The sequence below is a fragment of the Luteibacter sp. genome, from assembly GCF_035539195.1.
In the GTDB taxonomy this organism is placed as follows: Bacteria; Pseudomonadota; Gammaproteobacteria; order Xanthomonadales; family Rhodanobacteraceae; genus Luteibacter.
Genome location: NZ_DATLIW010000007.1, coordinates 1 through 21,058, shown reverse-complemented (window position 1 = coordinate 21,058; position 21,058 = coordinate 1). Strand labels below are relative to the sequence as shown.

16 protein-coding genes are annotated in these 21,058 nt (G+C 65.2%); 6 read left to right on the top strand and 10 right to left on the bottom strand.

Going from position 1 to position 21,058, the window contains the following annotated elements; all coding sequences use genetic code 11:
* Nucleotides 1–344: 344 nt before the first annotated feature.
* On the bottom strand, nucleotides 345–1,217 hold the full coding sequence (sucD, locus tag VM621_RS02175) for a succinate--CoA ligase subunit alpha (RefSeq protein WP_036137555.1): 873 nt from the start codon (nucleotides 1,215–1,217) through the stop codon (nucleotides 345–347).
* A 13-nt stretch (nucleotides 1,218–1,230) separates the two neighbouring features.
* On the bottom strand, nucleotides 1,231–2,391 hold the full coding sequence (gene sucC, locus VM621_RS02170; RefSeq protein WP_325467352.1) for an ADP-forming succinate--CoA ligase subunit beta: 1,161 nt from the start codon (nucleotides 2,389–2,391) through the stop codon (nucleotides 1,231–1,233).
* Nucleotides 2,392–2,668: 277 nt separating this feature from the next.
* On the opposite strand from sucC, the gene VM621_RS02165 reads away from it, so the two are divergent.
* On the top strand, nucleotides 2,669–4,312 hold the full coding sequence (locus VM621_RS02165; RefSeq protein WP_325467351.1) for a HAMP domain-containing sensor histidine kinase: 1,644 nt from the start codon (nucleotides 2,669–2,671) through the stop codon (nucleotides 4,310–4,312).
* Between the two features lie 67 nt (nucleotides 4,313–4,379).
* Entirely contained in the window at nucleotides 4,380–5,786 is a 1,407-nt protein-coding gene (locus VM621_RS02160; protein ID WP_325467350.1) for a sigma-54 dependent transcriptional regulator, read from the top strand.
* A 34-nt stretch (nucleotides 5,787–5,820) separates the two neighbouring features.
* Here VM621_RS02160 and VM621_RS02155 read toward each other — a convergent pair whose 3' ends face one another.
* From VM621_RS02155 to VM621_RS02130, 6 genes are all read right to left on the bottom strand, one after another.
* Entirely contained in the window at nucleotides 5,821–6,234 is a 414-nt protein-coding gene (locus VM621_RS02155) for a hypothetical protein (protein WP_325467349.1), read from the bottom strand.
* A gap of 121 nt (nucleotides 6,235–6,355) precedes the next feature.
* Complete coding sequence (locus VM621_RS02150; RefSeq protein ID WP_325467348.1) at nucleotides 6,356–7,414, bottom strand: M23 family metallopeptidase; 1,059 nt, start codon at nucleotides 7,412–7,414, stop codon at nucleotides 6,356–6,358.
* A gap of 101 nt (nucleotides 7,415–7,515) precedes the next feature.
* The gene (locus VM621_RS02145) at nucleotides 7,516–9,072 is read right to left on the bottom strand and encodes a response regulator (RefSeq protein ID WP_325467347.1); all 1,557 of its coding nucleotides are present in this window, start codon (nucleotides 9,070–9,072) and stop codon (nucleotides 7,516–7,518) included.
* 30 nt (nucleotides 9,073–9,102) lie between these two features.
* Nucleotides 9,103–9,549 (bottom strand): response regulator, encoded by a 447-nt coding sequence (locus tag VM621_RS02140; RefSeq protein ID WP_325467346.1) that lies wholly within the window; start codon nucleotides 9,547–9,549, stop codon nucleotides 9,103–9,105.
* Nucleotides 9,546–11,342, bottom strand: coding sequence for a sensor histidine kinase (locus VM621_RS02135; RefSeq protein WP_325467345.1), 1,797 nt, complete (start codon nucleotides 11,340–11,342; stop codon nucleotides 9,546–9,548). The genes VM621_RS02140 and VM621_RS02135 overlap by 4 nt, the downstream gene beginning before the upstream one ends.
* Before the next feature lie 228 nt (nucleotides 11,343–11,570).
* The gene (locus tag VM621_RS02130; RefSeq protein ID WP_325467344.1) at nucleotides 11,571–13,922 is read right to left on the bottom strand and encodes a GH92 family glycosyl hydrolase; all 2,352 of its coding nucleotides are present in this window, start codon (nucleotides 13,920–13,922) and stop codon (nucleotides 11,571–11,573) included.
* Nucleotides 13,923–14,091: 169 nt separating this feature from the next.
* On the opposite strand from VM621_RS02130, the gene VM621_RS02125 reads away from it, so the two are divergent.
* The 4 genes from VM621_RS02125 to VM621_RS02110 all read left to right on the top strand — a co-directional run bounded on the left by VM621_RS02125 (nucleotide 14,092) and on the right by VM621_RS02110 (nucleotide 18,750).
* Nucleotides 14,092–15,141 carry a LacI family DNA-binding transcriptional regulator gene (locus tag VM621_RS02125; RefSeq protein WP_325467343.1) on the top strand — a complete coding sequence of 350 codons (1,050 nt, stop codon included), beginning with the start codon at nucleotides 14,092–14,094 and terminating at the stop codon, nucleotides 15,139–15,141.
* A 113-nt stretch (nucleotides 15,142–15,254) separates the two neighbouring features.
* The gene (gene fucP, locus VM621_RS02120) at nucleotides 15,255–16,481 is read left to right on the top strand and encodes an L-fucose:H+ symporter permease (protein ID WP_325467353.1); all 1,227 of its coding nucleotides are present in this window, start codon (nucleotides 15,255–15,257) and stop codon (nucleotides 16,479–16,481) included.
* A gap of 71 nt (nucleotides 16,482–16,552) precedes the next feature.
* Entirely contained in the window at nucleotides 16,553–17,533 is a 981-nt protein-coding gene (locus VM621_RS02115) for a carbohydrate kinase (RefSeq protein WP_325467342.1), read from the top strand.
* The gene (locus VM621_RS02110) at nucleotides 17,530–18,750 is read left to right on the top strand and encodes an AGE family epimerase/isomerase (RefSeq protein WP_325467341.1); all 1,221 of its coding nucleotides are present in this window, start codon (nucleotides 17,530–17,532) and stop codon (nucleotides 18,748–18,750) included. Before VM621_RS02115 ends, VM621_RS02110 begins: the two co-directional genes overlap by 4 nt.
* 42 nt (nucleotides 18,751–18,792) lie before the next feature.
* Here the strand turns inward: VM621_RS02110 and ligD are convergent, their stop codons facing one another.
* Nucleotides 18,793–19,668: a non-homologous end-joining DNA ligase gene (ligD, locus tag VM621_RS02105; RefSeq protein WP_325467340.1), complete on the bottom strand. Its 876-nt coding sequence runs from the start codon at nucleotides 19,666–19,668 to the stop codon at nucleotides 18,793–18,795.
* Between the two features lie 4 nt (nucleotides 19,669–19,672).
* Nucleotides 19,673–20,647: a Ku protein gene (locus tag VM621_RS02100; RefSeq protein WP_325467339.1), complete on the bottom strand. Its 975-nt coding sequence runs from the start codon at nucleotides 20,645–20,647 to the stop codon at nucleotides 19,673–19,675.
* Nucleotides 20,648–21,058: the final 411 nt, after the last annotated feature.

Here is a 21,058-nt window from a genome sequence, read left to right as displayed (position 1 = left end):
ATCGTCGTGAGAGACCTTGGCGTCCACCCTCGAGGCGAGTTCCGCACAAGTGGAGCGGCCGTAGGCCAAATAGGTACATGGGCCGCGGTTAGCGGCCTTTCCTTGTCGAACGCGGAGGACCTGTCTGAGCAGCGAGGGTGGGCGCCAAGGTCTCCCCGCGAGACGCCCAAGTGTACAAAGCGATGGCGAAGCCGAGCCCCGCGAGGCCGAAGGCGAGCCATCGGCGAGGTGCGAACGAAGGCCCGGCATGCCCAGCGCCCGACCCCGGTAATCCGCGAAGAACCATAAAAAAACCGCGGCCCGAAGGCCGCGGTTTCGTCGACACACGCCGAAGCGAGTGAGGCTTACTTCATCAGACCGGCGAGGGTCTTGCCGAGGTCGGCCGGCGACTTGACCGTGGTCACGCCGGCCTTCTCGAGCGCGGCGAACTTGGCTTCCGCCGTGCCCTTGCCGCCGGAGATGATCGCGCCGGCGTGGCCCATGCGCTTGCCCGGAGGCGCCGAGGCACCGGCGATGAACGAGACGACCGGCTTCTTGACGTACTGGCTGATGAATTCGGCCGCGTCTTCCTCGGCGCTGCCACCGATTTCGCCGACCATGATGATGCCTTCGGTCTGCGGGTCGTCCTGGAACAGCTTCAGGCAGTCGATGAAGTTCAGGCCGTTGATCGGATCGCCACCGATACCGATGCAGGTGGACTGGCCGAGGCCTTCGTTCGTGGTCTGGAACACTGCCTCATAGGTGAGGGTGCCCGAACGCGAGACGATGCCGACCTTGCCCGGCTTGTGGATGTGGCCCGGCATGATGCCGATCTTGCACTCACCCGGAGTGATGACGCCCGGGCAGTTCGGACCGACGAGCACGACGTCCGGGTGCGACTTGAGCACGTTCTTTACGCGCATCATGTCGAGCACCGGAATGCCTTCGGTGATCGTGACGATGATCTTGATGCCACCGGCGATGGCTTCGAGGATCGAGTCGGCAGCGAACGGAGGCGGCACGAAGATCACCGATGCGTCGGCACCGGTCTGGTCGACCGCGTCACGCACGGTGTTGAAGACCGGCAGATTGATGTGCTCGGAACCACCCTTGCCCGGCGTGACGCCGCCGACGACCTTGGTGCCGTATGCAATCGCCTGTTCGGCGTGGAAGGTGCCCTGCTGTCCGGTGAAACCCTGGACGAGGACCTTGGTGTTCTTGTTGATCAGGACGCTCATTTGAATATGCTCCTCAGGCCGCTGCGGCCACGGCCTTCTGGGCCGCATCGTTAAGATCGTCGGCCGGCGTGATCGCCAGGCCCGAGTTGGCCAGGAGCTTGCGACCTTCATCGACGTTCGTGCCCTGCAGGCGCACGATCACCGGAATCTGCAGACCCACTTCCTTCACCGCGGCGATGATGCCTTCGGCGATCAGGTCGCAGCGCACGATACCGCCGAAGATGTTGACCAGGATGGCCTTCACCTTGTCCGAGGAGAGGATCAGCTTGAACGCCTCGGAGACGCGCTCCTTGGTGGCACCGCCGCCGACGTCGAGGAAGTTGGCCGGCTCGCCGCCCGCCAGCTTGATCACGTCCATCGTAGCCATCGCCAGACCGGCGCCGTTGACCATGCAGCCGATCGTGCCGTCCATCGTGACGTAGTTGAGGTTGTGCTGGACGGCGGCCGCTTCGGCGGCGTCTTCCTGCGTGAGGTCGCGCATCGCCGCGAGGTCGGCGTGACGGAACTCGGCGTTGTCGTCGGAGTTGACCTTGCCATCGAGGGCGGCGAGGTTGCCGTCTTCGAGGATGGCGAGCGGGTTCAGCTCGACCAGGGCGAGGTCCTTCTCGTTGAACAGCTTGTACAGGCCAAGCATGATCTTGACGAGCTGGCCGACCTGCTTCGGATTCAGGTCCATCTTGAACCCGAGTTCGCGGCACTGGTACGGCTGCAGGCCTTCGACGAAGTCCACCTGGAAGGTGTGGATGTCTTCGGGCGTTTCGGCGGCCACCTGCTCGATGTCGACGCCGCCGTGCTTGGAAGCGATGAACGAGATCGACTTGGTGTCACGATCGGTGAGGATCGAGAGGTACAGTTCCTTCGCGATATCGGTCGCGTCGGTCACCAGCACCAGGTTCACCGGCAGCGCACGGCCGGCGGACTGGTACGTTTCCATGTTCGTGCCGAGCATGCCCTTGGCGGCGGCGCGGACGTCATCGAGGCTGCGGCAGAACTTGACGCCACCGGCCTTGCCGCGACCGCCGGCATGGATCTGGGCCTTGACCATCCACTGCGAACCACCAAGGTGCTTGGCGGCATCGACAGCGGCATCGGGAGAGTTGGCAACCTTGCCCGGCGGCACGGCGATGCCGTACTTGGCGAACAGTTCTTTAGCCTGGTACTCGTGGAAATTCATTCGATACCTCGAGCGAACGGGAAAAACATGTGGACGCGTGCAGGCCGTGAACGGCTCGCACGGGGATGGGGGGATGGAGCGACTGCGCAAGTTTCACGCAATACGGCCGCGTATTTTCCCGGAAGGCGCTCCGGATGGAAAGGGGCGCTGCCGCATTGGCGGCGCGACGCCCCTCGCGGCCCGGCCTGCACGGCCGGGAGGCGAGTTGCCGCGGCAGCGCCGACACCTATACTGGGGGTCATCCAGGCCCCGGGGGCCCCGGCGGAGAAGTAACCACGTGTCCACTCCCGCGTCGACGCCAGCCGCCAGGCCCAGCGCAAGCCTGGCCACCGCACGTCACGAACTGTTCTTTTTCAACTACTTCCGCCTTGGACAGGCGGCGGTCTACACGGCGCTGGCGTTCCATCCGGAGCACCTGGCCTGGCCAAGCCTGCCCGAGCCCGTGTTCGCCCGGCTGTTCGCCCTGGCCTACCTGCTGGCCGCACTGGTCATGGTCACGCGCACCCGGCAGTCGCTGAGCCGCCCTGTGCTCATCGTCTCGATCGGCCTCTCGCTGGACATCGCCGCGGCCCTGCTCGCCCTGGTGCTGATGCACGACGTGCGCATGGGCGTGGCGATGATGCTGGCGGTGAATCTGGCGACGGGCGCCTTGCTGCTGCCGTTCCGGCTGTCGATGTTCTTCGCCGCGTTGGCGACACTGGGCATGCTGGGCCACTCGTTTTTCGGCCTGGTCGATGCCGGTTCGTCGGATCGCGAGCTGGCCGAGTACGGCTTGTTCGGCGCCGCCTACTTCGCCTGTACGTCGCTCTGCTATGTGCTTGGACGGAACATCCGCGCTTCCGAAGCCCTGGCCGAGCAGCGCGGGATCGACCTGGCCAACCTGTCCCAGGTCAACGAACTGATCATTCGCCGCATGAAGACCGGCGTGCTGCTGGTCGACGAGGGCAACCGCATCCACCAGCTCAACGAGTCTGCCTGGATGCTGATGGGCAACCCCTCGGCCGACCAGCGCGACCTCGGCACGCTGGCCCCCGAACTCTCCCGACGCCTGTACCACTGGCGTACCTCGGGCAAGCTGGACGAGAGCGCCACCATGCTGGCCGACGGCACGCCCGAAGTGATCCCACGCTTCTCGCGCCTGGCGCCGAACGACGACTCCCACGTCCTCATCTTCCTCGACGACACCTCGCTGGTGTCCCGCCGCGCCGAGGAACTCACGCTGAGCTCGCTGGGACGCCTGTCGGCGTCGATCGCCCACGAAATCCGCAATCCGCTCGCGGCGATCCACTACTCGGCGCAGCTGCTCGCCGAATCCACCGATATGAACGATACCGACCTGCGCATGGTCGAGATCATCAACAACCACTGTTCCCGCCTCAACGAGATCATCGAGAACATCCTGCAGCTATCGCGCCGCGAGCGCTCGCGGCCGGAAACCCTCGACCTGAGCCAGTGGGTGCACCACTTCGTCACCGAGTACCGCCAGGGTAACGATCTGGGCTCGGACATCCTGCGCGCCGTCTCCGGCGGCGAGCCCGTGGCCGCGGTGGCCGATCCCCAGCACCTCCAGCAGGTGATCTGGAACCTGGTGCAGAACGCCCTGCGCTACGGCCGCCTGCCCGGCGAGCCGGCCCGCGTGATGCTCGTGGCCCGTCATTCCGAGGTTGGCATCCCCATCCTGGAGGTCATCGACCGCGGGCCGGGCATCCCGCCCAAGGTCGCCGCGCAGATTTTCGAGCCGTTCTTTACGACGCACGAATACGGCACCGGGCTGGGGCTGTATCTGGCCAGGCAGATGACCGAGGCCAACCAGGCCGCCCTCGAGTACGTCCGCGTGGCGGGCGGTGGCAGTTGCTTCCGGATCAGCCTCACCCCGCCAGCGCGCAGCGCCTCGGCAGCCCCCGTGGCGGCCAGAGCGTGAACGGCGCCCTTTGCTCGCGCCGCCCAGACGGTTACATTGGGAACATTCACCGAAGCCTTCGGACCCAATGAGCAAGCAGACCGTTCTGGTCATCGACGACGAGCGGGACATCCGTGAATTGCTGACCATCACCCTCGGTCGAATGGAACTCGACGTCGACGCCGTGGGGAGCGTCAACGAAGCGCGGAGCGCACTCGCCAATCGTCGTTACGACCTGTGTTTCACCGACATGCGGCTACCTGACGGCAGCGGCCAGGAAATCATCGAGCTGATCGCGGCCAACCATCCGGACATGCCGGTGGCGATGATCACCGCTTATGGCAACGTCGACGCGGCCGTCAACGCCCTCAAGGCCGGTGCTTTCGATTTCGTTTCCAAGCCGGTGGACATCCACCTGCTGCGCCGGCTGGTGCGCACGGCCCTCAAGCTTTCCGAAGAACGCAGGGCCGAAGCCGGCAACAAAGGCGCCCCCGGTGCCGACCGTCTGATCGGCGACTCGCCGGCCATGGCTGAAGTGCGCTCGAAGATCGCCAAGCTCGCCCGTAACCAGGCTCCGGTGTATATCGGTGGCGAATCGGGCGTGGGCAAGGAGCTGGTCGCCCGGCTCATCCACGAACTCGGCCCGCGCGCGGCCGGTGCCTTCGTGCCGGTGAACTGCGGCGCCATTCCCTCCGAGCTGATGGAGAGCGAGTTCTTCGGCCACCGCAAGGGCAGCTTCACCGGCGCCCACGCGGACAAGGAGGGCCTCTTCCAGGCCGCCCAGGGCGGCACCCTGTTCCTCGACGAAGTAGCCGAACTTCCGCTGCACATGCAGGTAAAACTGCTCCGCGCGATCCAGGAGAAGGCGGTCCGCCCGATCGGTGGACGCGACGAGATTCCGGTCGACGTACGCATCCTCTCCGCCACACATAAGAATCTCGCCGCGCTGGTCGAGGAAGGCCTGTTCCGACAGGATCTGTTCTATCGGATCAACGTGATCGAGTTGCGCGTGCCGCCGCTACGCGAACGACGCGGCGATGTGCCTGCCCTCGCCGAGTTCATCTTGCGCCAGCTGGCCTCGGAATCCGGTGGATCGCCGGGCCGCCTGCGCGCCGATGCGCTTGCCGCGCTGGAGGCTTACCATTTTCCCGGCAACGTGCGTGAGCTCGAGAACATCCTCGAGCGCGCCATGGCGATGTGCGAAGGCGACACGATCGAGGCCGACGACCTTATGCTACCGCAGCGCAGTGCCTCCGCGTCGCCGGCGATCGCACCGCCGGGCGCGCCGGATGCCGTCGCTGCGAATGCAGGCGCACCTGCCCCTCGTGTCGCGGCTACCGACGGCTCGCTGGAGGATTACATCTCCAACATCGAGCGCGACACGATCATCAAGGCGCTTGAAGAGTCTCGCTACAACAAGACGGCGACGGCGAAGAAGCTTGGCATCACCTTCCGCGCGCTGCGCTACAAGCTGAAGAAACTCGGGATCGATTGATCCCCAACAGCCGGGACGCGCCAGGCGTCCCGGCTCACGGTCCGGACGATCGCGCCCGCTGGGCTGCCAGACACTTTTCCCACCGCCGGGCCTTCCAGTGGCGATACCCCCGATGCGCGGCGATCCCCACTGCCCAGTACAGTGCGACAGCCAGCAAGGCGTTGAGCAGTAACCAGGCGCCCAGCATCGGATCCCGCTCGTAATAGTGATCGGGCGACGGAAGACCCAGCCATGGGGTGATGAAAAGAGGAACGTGCATCACGGCGCGGAACATCTCGAAACGGATGCCGCCGACGCACGGTGGTACGGCGCATGAGGTTTGCAAGCCGAGCAACAGCGCCGATGCCGCGAAGTGCGCCAGCGATGCGCCGATAAAGCCGGCGATGCGCGTGTTGCGCACCATGCGTCGCCGGATGTGTTCCGCTTTCTTACTGTGATCCGGGTACATCGCGTCCCTCCACGCCTCGATGGATGTTTCACGGCGAGCCGGAAACACGTCTCGGTTGACGTTACGTGGAGAGAGTCGACCTCGATATGGAAGGATTCTGAAAAAACAGACCTATGTACGCTTACCGGGGGAAGCTCACCACGGTATCGCTCAAGGGAAGCTGGTCGAACCCATGGCGGATCTTCGCCGGTTGCCAGCGATCGCCGATGCCGAACAACTGCCCTTCGCTTTCCGGCCCGAAGCTGTCGACCTTGTCGAAGACATACGGCACACCCTCGGCGCCCTCGAAGGTCGCGGCGTTGGCCATCTGAAAATGAAGATGCGGTGCGGCGGAGTTGCCGGACTGCCCCAGCGCACCGATCACCTGCCCGCGCGCAACCGTCTGACCCAGTGTCACCGAGACACTTCCCCGCTTGAGATGCGCATAGCCGGCGAAGTTGCCTCCACCCAGGTCGATCACTACGTAATTGCCGAACAGGCCGTCTAGCGAGAGCGAGGCCGGTTCGGGCTGGCCTTCCAGCGGCTTATGCTCGTCTTGACCGTCGCGCACGGCGACGACCGTGCCACTAGCCACCGCCAGCACGTCGGCGCCATAGCCGAACCAGTCGGCGTAGGTGGTGGCGTGGATATCCTTCACCGACTTGAACGCGCGCCCCCGCTTGTCGATACCGACGAAGTCGATGGCGAAACGCTGCGGAATCGTCAACGTGCCGTTTACCGCGACCAGGCTGCCCCAGTGATGGGAATGCGCGTTGCCCGGCCCTTCGTGCGCCAGCCAGAGACCGCCCTTCAACGGCGCGCCCAGATGCAGTGGGGTGCGGTCGGATACGGTCACCGACACGCCATCGACGCGGCTGGTCCGCCCCTTCTCATCGGTGAATACGATGCGGTGACGAAGCGTCTGCGGTGGCGCCCCTGCCGGTAGCGTGATCCATACGAAAAGGGTGCCGCGCTTGCCGGCGGCGATCCCGGCCGGCTTGCCGTCCTCGGGCGCGGGCCTGATCGCGGCAGCCATACCGGCTTCGTCAAGGTGCAGGAGCACACGATCGTTCTCGTCGAGAACGTCCAGCGATCGCGGCCGCAACGTACCCGTGTCGCCATACACGTTGGTGACCTGCACCTCGTAGGCAAGATGCTGGTGGCCATCGCTACCGTTAAAGGGCGAAGGAGCGAATGGCACGTGCGCCTCGACGGGTGCCGACGCGGCCTGGTGGAGCAAAGGTGCGTCCGCCGCCACGGCCGACGCACTCGCCCACACGAGGCAGGCCAGCAGAATCGTCTTCAGACGCCTTTCCCCTCGCTCGCCTCGAGCGCCTCACGGACCTTCCGCAACAATGCGCGAGACTGGATCGGCTTCTCGAGCACGTAGAGGTGATCCAACTGGGGTAGTTCGTCGAGATTCAGAGGCTTGTCAGGGCGGGCGAGCAGCAACACCGCACCGGTATAACCGTGGTCGAGCAAGGCAGCGAGCGTGCGCACACCCGTAAACAGGTTCATGTCGGCATCCATGACCACGAGGTCGGGCACGCCATGGGCCTCGATCCACTGCAAGGCGGCCGTGCCGCTCTGGCTGGCGCCCGCCTGGTAACCGTAGGCATCCAGCGTGTCGGCCAGCAGCGATAGTTGCACGGCTTCCTCGACGACCACGAGCACGCGCTCGGCTTCGCCCTGCAGGCCCGACTCCATCACCAACGGCTCGGCGTCGGCACCGTCTTCCGGATTGAGTGGCAGGTAGAGATGGAACTGCGTGCCTTCGCCGACCTTGCTGCGCACACGCATCAGGCCACCGTGGCTCGCCACGATACGTTTGCACGAAAGCAGGCCCAGACCCGTACCCAGTTCTTTCGTGGTGAAGAAGGGCTCGAACAGGCGTTGCAGCACATCGGGCGTCATGCCTGAACCGGTGTCGATCACCGACAGGCGCAGATAACGTCCCGGCGCGGGCTGCTCGCCTTCGATGAAGAAATCCGCGGGCAGGTTCGTCTGCGCGGTCTCGACCTTCAGGTGGCCACCGTCCGGCATGGCCTGGATGGCATTGAGGCAGAGATTCAGCAGGCACTGCTGCAGTTCGGTGTGGTTGCCTTCGAAGGCGACGTCGGCGTCGAAGATGTCCACGTTCATTTCGATCGAACGCGGCACGCTCCCCTGCATGAGCAGCTTCAGGGCTTCGAGCAGCGCCCCCAGGCGTACCTGCTCCGCACGGCGTGCGCCGCGGGCGAACGAGAGCATCGAGGAGACCATCTCGAGGCCGCGACGACCGCAGTCGCGTACGAGCGTGCCCAGACGCGCCAGCCGCGGATCGTCCGCGTAGTCCTCCAGCGTGTCGCCGGCGAGAAGCAGGGGTTGCAGCAGGTTGCGCAGGTCGTGGCTGAGGCCTCCGGCCAGGAGGGCGAGGCTCTCGAAGCGCTGCGCACGAATCAGCTCGAGCTCGGCGCGGGCGCGAGCGCGTTGTTCTTCGGCTTCACGGAGCGCGCGGCGCACAGCCGAGGCCAGGCGTGCGGTGTTCTGCTTGAGGATGTAGTCGGTAGCGCCGTTGCGCAGCGCCACGATGGCGGCCTCTTCGCCCAGCGTTGCCGAGATGAAGATGAAAGGAATCTCCGCGCTGCGCTCGCGAAGGATCTGCAGCGCGCGTTCGCCGCTGAAGGAGGGCATGCTCAGGTCGGACAACACGATGTCCGGCTCGAAGCTGTCGAGTGCCTCGGTGAACGCCGGCTCGTCGTCGACCAGCAATACCTCGTATGCCAGTCCATCCTGGTCGAGCTCGGTCAATACGAGTTCGGCGTCGAGGGGATTGTCCTCGACCTGAAGGATTCTGACTTTGTTGTCGTGCCCGCCCATGCTTTTGCTCGTGCGCCCTTGGTTGACTGGTTACTCGCCGTCCGGGCGCTGGTTGAGCACGGCCCAGAAATGGCCAAGCGTCTGTACTGCCGTGAAGAACTGTTGCACGTCCACCGGCTTCAGCACATAGGCATTCACACCGAGATCCCAGCTACGTGCCAGGTCGCTCTCTTCGCGCGAGGACGACAGGATCACCACCGGCAACCGCTTCCACTTCTCTTCGGTACGCAGCTGCTTGAGGACTTCCAGGCCATCCATGCGCGGCATCTTGATGTCGAGCAGGATCACCGAGGGGTCGCCTTCGGGACGGTCGGTGTACTGGCCACGCCGATACAGCCAGTCCAGGCAGTCCACGCCATCCTCCACATGGACCACGGGGTTGGCGAGCTTGGCTTCGCGAAGCGCGTCGATAGCCATCTCGGCATCGGCCATCGAGTCTTCGACGAGGAGGATCGTGCGCAGGTCGCGCTTGTTCATGTGTCACCCATTCTGGAGCCCGGGACGTCCGAGGCCGGCAAGGAAAAATGGAAAGTAGCGCCGCTATCGGGCTCGCCTTCGGCCCAGGTGCGGCCGCCATGGCGCGCGATGATGCGCCGTACATTGGCAAGGCCGATGCCGTTGCCGGGAAATTCCGAAGCACGGTGCAGCCGCTGGAACACGCCGAACAGCTTGCCGGCGTACTGCATGTCGAAGCCGGCGCCGTTATCGCGTACGGAGAACTCGTAGTCGCCGGCCGGGGTCCGATCGAGTGCCACCTCGATCTGTGCTCGCTCACGATTGCCGGTGTACTTCACCGCATTGCCGAGCAGGTTTTGCCAGACAGTGCGCAACATGTTCTCGTCGCCGATCACGATCGGCAGGGGCGCGACCTTCCAGTCGATACGGCGGTCGCTCGCCTCGGTCTCGACCAGCGCCCGCGCCTCCTCGACCAGGGACTGCATGTCCACCGGCTGCAGGCGCAGGGCGCCGCGGCCAAGGCGCGAGAAGACCAGCAAATCGTCGATGAGCTGGGCCATGCGCCGCGAGGAGCTGCTGATCACGTCGATGTAGTGACGCGAACGTTCGTCGGCCTTGTCGCCGAGTTGGGCCTCCAGCTTGCTGGCAAACCCCGAGATATGTCGCAAGGGCGCGCGCAGGTCGTGCGAGACCGAATAACTGAAGGCTTCGAGCTCGCGGTTGACGTCGGAGACCTGCTCCACCTTGCCTTCCAGCTGGCGGTTCAGTTCGCTGACCTTCTGCTCGACGAGGGCGCGCGCGGTGATGTCGCTGACCGTGAGCAGCAGCGCCGGCGCCGTGCTTTCGGGCTGCTCGATACGACGCGCGTTGATCACCACGAAGCGATCGATGCCGTCCACGGTGCGCTGGGTGAGTTCGTAATCCCACAGCTCGCGATCGCGTGTGAGGACGTCCGAAAGGCGTTGCCGCAGGGCCGTGTCGTTCCAGGCACCATGACCGATGGCGTCCAGCGGCGCGTTGTGGTCCTTCTCGCTGTCGTACCCATAGACCTCGGCGAACGCGGCGTTGGCCAGCAGGATCCGCAACTGGCCGTCGAGCATGGCAATGGGCTCGCGCACGGCCTGCACGATCAGCTGCGAGCGCTGCACGGCCTGGGCGACGCGGGACTCCGCGGCAAGACGGATCGCAATCTGACGTTCGGAAACGAAGACGACGATGCCGAGCAGCGCGATCTGTGCCAGCGCCGCCACCAGTAGCACGATGCGATTGCTCGCGGCGAGGTCCTGCGCGGTCTGCCGGCGGATATCGAGGAGTTTCGATTCCTCGTCGAGGATTTCCTTGACCTGCTCGCGAAACGGGAACAGGCGGCGCGAATCTTCCATGGTGTCGAACGCGGCGGCACGATCGCCCGCCTGCAGCTGTTGCATGGCCTTGTCGAACATGCGGATGCGCCCGTTGGCGATCGATTCCAGGCCGCCAAGGCGCGTGAGCTGCTGAGCGTTGTCGCGCATCATTTCGCGCAGGCTGGCGATCAGGCCAGGGAGCGTCTTTTGCGGCGCCTCGATGCGCACGGCCAGGTCCGGCGCGTCGGGCGCCCCGGCCACGCGGGTGTAGACCGCGGCCTCGCCGCTCCGCAGGATGGCATCGATCCGGTACACGGTGGCCTTGATGTCCGCCGTGTGGGTGACCCAGTCGCGCGAGTTGAGGGCATCCTCGGAACTCGAGCGGGTGACCACATAAGGCAGGGCGACGATGACGAGCACGGCGGCGAGCAGCCCCGCGAGTCGCCAGCGCCATCCGGTACGGAAGATCATGCTGTGGTCATCCCCGTGACGATTCCTGCCCTTGAAGGACCCTCATTGTAGACGCCGTGCGCCCCGCTTCGGTGATTCGGCATGACAGGACCTCGGACACGATGACGGGTGCGCCCCCTGTCCCGCTCGCCGCCCCGTGGGGCGGCGGATACGGATAGGGAAAGGCGCACCCGTCCAGATGGAGTCGTGCTTAATGCCCAAGGGTCCGTGAAGGCCCTGTGACGGGTCCTACGGCGCGGAAGGCGTCATCGAATACGGCAGCGAGGCCGGCGTCTGGCCCCAGTCCTTCGCCGGCTGGGCCTGCATCGTGAAATGCAGTTCTCCCCCGGCGACGATTTCCTCGTGACGGACGAAGGTACGGTCCAGCGGCTGCCCATTGAGGGTCACCTTGCCCACGTACGGATGCTTCGCGTCGAGATGGTCCGCCGAGACGACGAAGTGCTTGCCGCCCGGCAAGTTGAGCGTGGCCTTCTCGATGAAGGGGCGCCCGATCACGTACTGGTTGCTGCCCGGCGCGACCGGATAGAAACCCAGCGCGGTGAAGATGTACCAGGCCGACATCTGGCCCAGATCGTCGTTACCGACCAGGCCGGTCGGCGTCGGCGTGTACTGGGTCCGCATGATCTGCACCAGGCGTTCCTGGGTCTTCCAGGGCTGCCCGGCATAGTCGTACAGGTAGGCCACCTGGTGGCTCGGCTCGTTGCCGTGCGCATACCAGCCGATCAGGCCGGTGATGTCTTCCACATGGGCGAAGGACTTGGGGTCCACCTTGGCGTCGAACACCGAATCCAGCTTCTTGACGAAGGCTTCCTTGCCACCGAGTGCCTGGATCAGGCCGGCCACGTCCTGCGGCACGTACCAGGAATACTGCCAGGCATTACCTTCGGTGTAGTCGCTGCCGTAGCCCGCCGACGAGGGATCGAACGGTTCGCGGTAATTGCCGTCGCTCTTGCGCGCGCGCAGGAAGCCGGTCTTCGTGTCGAAGCTGTTCTTCCAGTTACCCGCGCGCTTGCTGAAGGTCGCGGCGACATCGTCCTTGCCCATGGCCTTGGCCATCTGGGCCAGCGACCAGTCGTCGAAGGCGTACTCGACCGTCTTCGACGCGGCTTCCGGCTGGCGATCGATCGGCACGTAGCCGAGCTTCATGTAATCGTCGAGGCCGCCATAGGGACCATAGGTCGCGCTGGCCACCATCGCCTCGAGCGCCGCATTGGCGTCGTAACCGCGGATGCCCTTCATATAGGCATCGGCGATCACCGGCACGGCGTGGTAGCCGATCATGCACCAGGTCTCCATGCCCTGGTAGGCCCAGATCGGCAGGATACCGAACGGGCTGGACTGGCGTGCGGCGATCAGCGAACTGACGAAGTCGTTGCTCTTGGCCGGCTGCAGAAGGGTGGTCAGCGGCTGCTGCGCGCGATACACGTCCCACAGCGACCAGGTGGAATAGAAATCGAAACCCTTGGCCGTGTGCACCTGGTTGTCCGGACCACGGTATTGGCCGTTGACGTCCATCGACAGGCTGGGCGAAATCATCGCGTGGTAGAGCGAGGTGTAGAAGTTCTTGCGGGTGTCCGCCGGTGCCACGAGGTCGACCGTCGACAGCGCCTTCTCCCAGCTCTGCCGGGCTTCGGCACGGCGCGTATCGAAGTCGAAGCCTTCGCCGTCCTTGTCGAGGTTGGCGATGGCGTTCTCCTCGCTCACCGAGGAGACCGCCACCTTGACGATCAGGGGCTTGGACAGGTCGCCGAAGTCGAACACGCCTTCGATCGCGCGCCCGGTCATCGCATCGACATCCTCGGCCCGGTTGCCCGGGCCGCTGAAACCCTTGTACGGCACGCCGGTCTCGCGATTCTTCAGGCTGCGCGAGGCCATGGGCTGGTTGAAGCGCATGGCGAAGTACAGCTGGCGACCCGGTGCCCAGCCGCGCGTGGTGCGTCCACCGGTGACGGTCCCGTCGGCACGGACGCGCAGGCTCGACCAAAGGACCTTGCCCTCGTAGTCGTAGATGCTGGGACGCATGTCGAGCAGCAGGTGGGCCGGCTTGCCCTTGGGAAAGGTGTAGCGGTGCCAGCCCACGCGCTGGCCCACGGTCAGCTCGGCGCGGACGTCGTAGTCGGCCAGCGTGACGGCGTAGTACCCTGCCTCCGCTTTCTCGCTCCTGTGGTCGAACCGCGAGCGGTAGCCGCTACCGGGCTGTTCGGGGGAGCCGGGATCCAGCTTCACGTCGCCGGCGATGGGCATGACGAGTACGTCGCCCAGGTCGGAATGGCCGCTGCCGGAGAAGTGCGTATGGGAAAAACCGAGAATGCTCGAGTCTCCGTACTGATACCCGGCGGCCCACTTGTACGCGTGCTTGACGTCCGGCATCGCCGTATCCGGCGAGAGCTGGATCATGCCGAACGGGACAGCGGCGCCGGGGAAAGTATGACCGTCGCCACCCGTGCCGATCATCGGGTCGACGGCCGCGTAGGCGGACGAGCCAGCCTTGTCGCGGGAGGCCCCGGCAGCGAGCGCCGGCAGGGCGAGGCACAGGGCGGCGGCCAGCAGGCCACGGCGCAAACGGATGGAACTGGACATCGGTGGTTCCCCTCGGGTGGACGCGTTACGAGTGGTCACGAACATTTGGATCGTGACAAACAGACCGAAAGTAGCAAAGATGCCGCAGCCTCGCATGTTGCAGTGCGTGATGCATCCCTTTCGCCGGCGCGCGATGATCGCCCGGTTTAGATCGTTTGAAGGAGCCATGATGCCGAGGATCACCCCGCAGCGCCGCAAGGTCACGCTCGCCGATATCGCTCTGGGTTGCGATGTTTCGCGGGCCACCGTGTCGCTCGTGTTGCGTGGCAGCCCCCTGGTCAACTCGGCGACCCGCGCGCGGGTCGAGGCCGAGCTGAAGCGCCAGGGCTATGTCTACAACCGTGCCGCAGCCAACCTGCGCCGGCGTACGTCCTCCAGCATCGGTCTGGTCGTCAACGACCTGGGCAATCCCTTCTTCGCCGAATTCGCCGCCGGCGCCGACGAGGCCCTGGCCAGTGCGGGCTACGTCACCCTGCTCGGCAATACCGGCGAATCGCCGGAGCGCCAGCAGGCCGTGCTCAACTCCCTGGTCGAGCATGGCCCGGCCGGCATCATTCTTTCGCCGGCCGAGGGCAGCGAGGGCGAGCGGGTACTGGCCGCCGTCGGCATGCATACGCCGCTGCTGGTGTTCAACCGCGAGTTGCCCGACGACGATGGCACCCATCGCTGGGACACCCTCGAGATGGATAACGAGCACGGCGCCCTCCTCGCCACCGAGCACCTGATCGGCCTTGGCCACCAGCGCATCGCCTTCTTCGGTGGACACCGAGAATCCAGCTCGGTGGAACAGCGTCGCCGCGGCTATGCCAAGGCGATGGGCGCAGCCGGCCTCAAGGTGGATCCCGCCTGGATGATCGAAAGCGCCCCCACCCGCCTCGAAGCCGCACGCCAGACAGGCGCGCTGTTCGCGCGCGATCCCGCCCCCACGGCGGCGGTTTGCTACAACGACGCCGTCGCGCTGGGCCTTATGCTTGGTCTGACAAAGCGGGGCCGTCGCCCGGGCGAGGACTTCGCCCTGACCGGCTTCGATGACGTCGCCGAGGCCTCGGTATGCGTGCCCCCCCTGACCACCGTCGCGGTCGATCCGCGCGGCCTGGGTCGGCGCAGTGCCGAACTCATCCTGGAAAGACTTCGTAATCCCGAGACGGACACGGCTTCCACTATCGCGCCCGTCCGGCTGGTCGTTCGCGAAAGCAGCTGCCCGCCGTCCTCCCCCTGAAACCACCATTGGAGCGCCCCATGGCCACCGCTTCCACGCCATTGCCCAACTCGTCGAATTCGACGGGCGCCGGCGACACCCGCTACACCTACTTCCCGCTCGCGCTTGGCGTGATGACCACGATCTTCTTCATGTGGGGTTTCCTGACCTGCCTGAACGACATCCTGATCCCTCATCTCAAGGCCGTGTTCGAACTGAACTACGCTCAGGCGTTGCTCATCCAGTTCACCTTCTTCGGCGCGTACTTCATCATGTCGTTGCCGGCGGGCCGGATCGTCGCCGCGCTCGGCTACAAGAAGAGCATCGTCGTCGGCCTCATCGTCGCCGGCATCGGCGCGGCGCTGTTCTGGCCGGCCGCCGGCATGCGCCTGTACCCGTTCTTCCTCGGCGCGCTGTTCATCCTGGCTACCGGTATCACGGTGCTGCAGGTGGCGGCCAATGCGTACGTGGCCCTGCTCGGCCCCGAGAAGACCAGCTCCAGCCGCCTCACCCTGGCCCAGGCGCTGAATTCGTTCGGCACCTTCCTCGCCCCGTTCTTCGGCGGCTTCCTGATCCTGTCCAACGCGGTCAAGAGCAGCGCGGACATCGCCAAGCTTTCGGCGGCGGAGCAAGTCACCTACCGCGCCCATGAAGCGTCGTCGGTGCAGGGCCCGTACATCGGCCTGGCCATCGTGCTGGTGCTGCTCGCCGTCGGCGTGTACCTGTTCAAGCTTCCGGCACTGGAAGAGACCACCGAGAAGGCCGACGACAGCCATCACTCGCTGATGGATGCGCTGAAGACCCCGCACGTGTTCTTCGGCGTGCTCGGCATCTTCTTCTACGTCGGCGGCGAAGTGTCGATCGGCAGCTTCATGATCAACTACCTGCAGCTGCCCGAAATCGGCAACATGTCGGGTGAGATCGCCGCCAGCCACGTGGCGTTCTACTGGGGTGGCGCGATGGTCGGCCGCTTCATCGGCTCGGCACTGCTGGCCCGGTTCTCGCCGCGCAAGCTGCTTTCCGCGTTCGCGGTGATCAACATGCTGCTGGTCATCACGACCATGGTCACGTCGGGCACGGTTGCCGTGTACAGCATCGTCGCCATCGGCCTGTTCAACTCGATCATGTTCCCGACGATCTTCTCGCTCGGTATCGAGCGCATGGGTCCGCTGACCGGCAAGGCCTCGAGCCTGCTGATCATGGCCATCGTCGGTGGCGCGCTGATTCCCTGGATCCAGGGCGTCGTCGCCGACCAGATCGGGCTGCAGCACGCGTTCTTCATCCCGCTCATCTGCTACGCCTACATCGTGTTCTACGGCCTCAGTGGTTCGAAGGTCCGTTCGGTGCCTGTCGCGCGTTAAGCCCCATGGCGACGGCCGGCCTCGCGCCGGCCGTCGTGTAGCATTTTCTTGCCCCAAGGACAGGCCGCAGCATGTCTTCCATCCTCTGCTTCGGCGAGGCGCTGATCGATTTTCACGCACAGCCCCAGGGCGGCGCCGGTCAGCCTCCCGCCTTTGTTCCCTTTGCCGGCGGTGCGCCGGCCAACGTCGCGGTCGCCGCGGCACGCCTGGGCGCCCACGCCCGCTTTGCCGGCATGCTCGCACGCGACATGTTCGGCGATTTCCTCCTCAAGAGCCTGACCGAGCTTGGCGTCGGTACGGTCGATATCGCGCGTACCGACGAGGCACGCACCGCCCTGGCCTTCGTCGCCCATGACGATAAGGGCGACCGCAGCTTCAGTTTCTATCGTCCGCCCGCCGCGGACCTGCTGTTCCGTCCCGAACACTTCCGCAAGGAAGCGTTCGACGACGTCTCGATTTTCCACGTCTGCTCCAACTCGCTCACCGAAGCGGCGATCGCCGCGACGACGATCGAGGGCATGCGGCGCGCACGTGCCGCCGGTGCGCTGGTCAGCTTCGACATGAATCTGCGCCCGGCTCTCTGGCCCGCCAGCGAGGCACCCTTGCCCCGCCTGTGGGAAGCGCTGTCCGAAGCGGACGTGATCAAGCTCAGCGCGGAAGAGTTCGCCTTCATCCATGCTGGCGCCGGTTCCGACGACGCCGTCCTCGAGCGTCTCTGGCGTGGCAAGGCGCGCCTGTTGCTTGTCACCGACGGGGCCGAGCCGATGCGCTGGTTCTCCCGCGCTGCCCACGGCACGGTAAAGGGTTACGCCGTGGAAGCCGTGGATACCACGGCCGCGGGCGACGCTTTCGTCGGCGGTCTTCTTGCACGGCTGGACGCCGAACACGTCACACCCGCCCGCTTCGATGCCCTGGTCGACGATACGGCGCGCCTCGACGACCTGATCCGATTCGCCGCAGCCTGCGGTGCGATCACCGCCACCCGCAAGGGCTCGTTTACTGCCATTCCCGACCAGGCCGAAGTCAGGGCCTTCATGGAGAAGCACGCATGACGAACTACCCCCTCCCCGATTTTCAAAACGTCGATGTACTGCGCGACCATGTCGCCAAGACCATGGCTTTCTATAAGCCGAACGAGGTCGATCCCGCCGGCGGCTTCTTCCAGTACTTCAAGGACGACGGCTCGGTCTACGACCGCGGCCATCGTCACCTGGTGTCGAGCACGCGCTTCGTGTTCAACCACGCCATGGCCTACCTGGAATTCAAGAAGCCGGAAGACAAGGATCTCGCGCTGCACGGTCTGAGGTACCTGCGTGAGGTTCATCTGAATCCGGCGACCGGCGGCTACGCCTGGACGATCGCCGACGGCAAGCGCGACGACCAGATGAATCATTGCTACGGCCTGGCCTTCATGCTGCTGGCCTATTCCTGCGGCGTGAAAGTCGGCATCGCCGAAGCACGCGGCTGGATGGAAGAGATCTGGAACCTGCTCGAGCAGCGTTACTGGGAGCCGGGCCCGGGCCTGTACCGTGACGAAGCCGACAAGGACTGGAACTTCACCGGCTACCGCGGCCAGAACGCGAACATGCACATGACCGAGGCGATGATCGCCGCGTGGGAAGCCACGAAGGACGATCGCTTCCTCGACCGCGCCCTGCTGCTCGCCGAGCACATGACCCAGCGTCAGGCCGGCCTGACCCCGCAGAAGCTGGTGTGGGAGCACTACCACAGCGACTGGACGATCGACTGGGAATACAACCTCGACAATCCCAAGCACCTGTTCCGCCCCTGGGGTTTCCAACCGGGTCACCAGACCGAATGGGCGAAGTTGCTGATGATGCTCGAGCGCTATACCAAGGGTACGCCCAGGCACAAGGACTGGCTGGTGCCCACCGCTCGCCATCTGTTCGATGAGGCGCTCGCCAAGGCCTGGGACGACCAGTACGGCGGCATTGCCTACGGCTTTTCGCCGGAAGGCGACGTCTGCGACGACGACAAGTATTTCTGGGTCCAGGCCGAATCGCTGGCAGCGGCGCAGCTGCTGTTCGAGACCACCGGCGATGCCAAGTACGACCAGTGGTACCAGAAAATCTGGGCATACAGCTGGGAACACTTCGTCGATCACACGTACGGCGCCTGGTATCGCATCCTCACGCGCAAGAACGACAAGTACGACGACGAGAAGAGCCCCGCAGGCAAGACCGACTACCACACGATGGGCGCTTGCTACGAAGTGATGGCTTCGCTGCGCCGGACGCAGTCGAAGTAAGCGTCGCGGCCGGATTCCCGCATGGCGGGAGTCCGGCCAGCCTTACGTGGGCAAGGTTTGCTCGAGGCTCGCGATGCCCTCCCAGGGGTCCGCCTCGAGGCTTGCCGCGCGCTTCAACGCACGCTTCACGTCGAATGCCCCACCCGTTTTCAGCCGTGCGATTTCCTCCCAGCGTAGCGGCATCGCCACCGGCGCTCCCGGGCGGGCACGCAACGACCATCCCGCGACACTCGTGGCTCCGCGCGTATTGCGCAGCCAGTCGATGAAGATCAGGCCTTCTCGCCTGGCCTTGCTCGCTTCGGCGATGTAGCGCGTTGGCGCATCCGCGACCATGGCATCGGCCATCCCTTCGCAGAACGCCTTCACGGCCTCCCAGGACGGCCCGCGCCGCAACGGGGCGACCACGTGCAGTCCCTTGCCACCGGAAGCGCGTACGAAGCTTTCGAGCCCGTTCGCCTGAAGTCGCTCGCGGATATCTCGCGCGCAGGCGACGACGGTCTTCCAGTCCACGCCTTTGGCCGGATCGATGTCGAAAATGAGCCGGTCGGGCTGGTCGGGGTTGTCGACGCGGGCTCCCCAGGGATGGAACTCCAGCGCATTCATCTGGACGAGCTCGAGGAGGCCCTCCACGTCGTCGACATACAGGTACTGGGCGTCGGCGCCATCCTTCTCCTTCAGTGACACGGCTTTGACGTGCTTGCCCAGGGCATCGGCGTGATGTTTCTGGAAGAAGCAGGCCCCGCTCGTGCCACGCGGACAACGCACGACCGACAAGGGGCGGCCGCGAAGCTCCGGCAACATCAACGGTGCTACCGCTTCGTAGTACGTGGCGACATCGCCCTTGGTCGGTCCGCCCTGGCCGAAGACCTCCCGGTCGGGATGGGAGATCGCGATACCGTCGACGATAAGCGGTTGCATGGCCTCAGCCGGCCTTGCGGCGCGCCGGCGCCTTGCGCGATGCCGTCTTCGCCGGCGATCCCTTCGCCGCGCCCTTGCCCGCCGACGCCTTGGGCGGCGCCTTCTTGGCCACCGCCTTTCTGGTCGGCGCCGACTTCGCGGCCTTCTTCGTCGCTTCGGTCGTTTTCTTCGCCGGCGTGCGCGTCTTCGCGCCGAGGCTCTTCTTCAGCAGGGCCATGAAGTCGACGACATTGGTGGTGGCGTTCTCCGGCGTGCGGTCGTCTTCCTCGATGGTCGCGGTGACGCCCTTGCTCTTGAGCCGCTTCTCGATCGCCGCGCGCAGCTTGTCGCGGAAATCGTCGCGGTAATCGCCTGGCTTCCAGTCGCTCGACATCGACGCAATGAGATCCTTGGCCATGTCGATCTCGCGCGGCGAAATGCGGTAGTCGGCCGTGGATTTGCCCGGCAGTTCGAAGTCGTCGGCATCGACGATCTCCGATTCGTAACGCAGGATGTTGAGGACCAGGGCATCGCCCTGCGGCAACACGGCGGCAAGGTACTCCTTCGTGCGGATGACCACGCGCGCTATGCCGATCTTGCCGGTCTTCTTCAGGGTTTCGCGGAGCAGCACGTAGCCCTTTTCGGCCTTCTTCGCCGGCAGCAGGATGTACGGTTTCTCGAAGTAGGCGGGAGCGATCTGCCCGGCGTCCACGAAGGTATCGATCTCCACGGTTTCGTGGGCATCGCTGGCGGCGTTCTTGATGTCCTCCTCTTCGAGGACGACATAGCTGCCTTTCTGGTACTCGAAGGCCTTGACGATGTCCTTCCAGGGCACCTCTTCGCCGGTATCGGCGTTGACCCGCTCGTAGCGCACGGGCGTATTGCTGCGCTGGTCGAGCATGCGGAAGTGGATGTCGCTGCGCCGTTCGCCGGACATCAACCGGATCGGCACGTTGAGCAGGCCGAACGACAGGGTTCCGGTCCAGATGGGACGGGCCATGGGGCGATCCTCGAGCCTCGGGGAGGTCGAGGATCGCCCTGGGCGCGTGCAGGGAACGCCAAAGGCTCGGCGCCCACGAGAGGGGCGCCGTGAGCGGCCGTGCCCGCCGAGACGCAGGCAAAAAAAAAGGTTCTTCGCGGATTACCGGGGTCGGGTGCTGGGCATGCCGGGCCTTCTTTCGCACCTTGCACCTCGCTCGCCTTCGGCATCGCGGGCTCGGCTGCGCCGTCGCTTTGTACACTTGGGCGTTTCGCGGGGAGACCTTGGCGTCCACCCTCGCTGCTCAGACAGGTCCTCCGCGTTCGACAAGGAAAGGCCGCTAACCGCGGCCCATGTACCTATTTGGCCTACGGCCGCTCCACTTGTGCGGAACTCGCCTCGAGGGTGGACGCCAAGGTCTCTCACGACGAT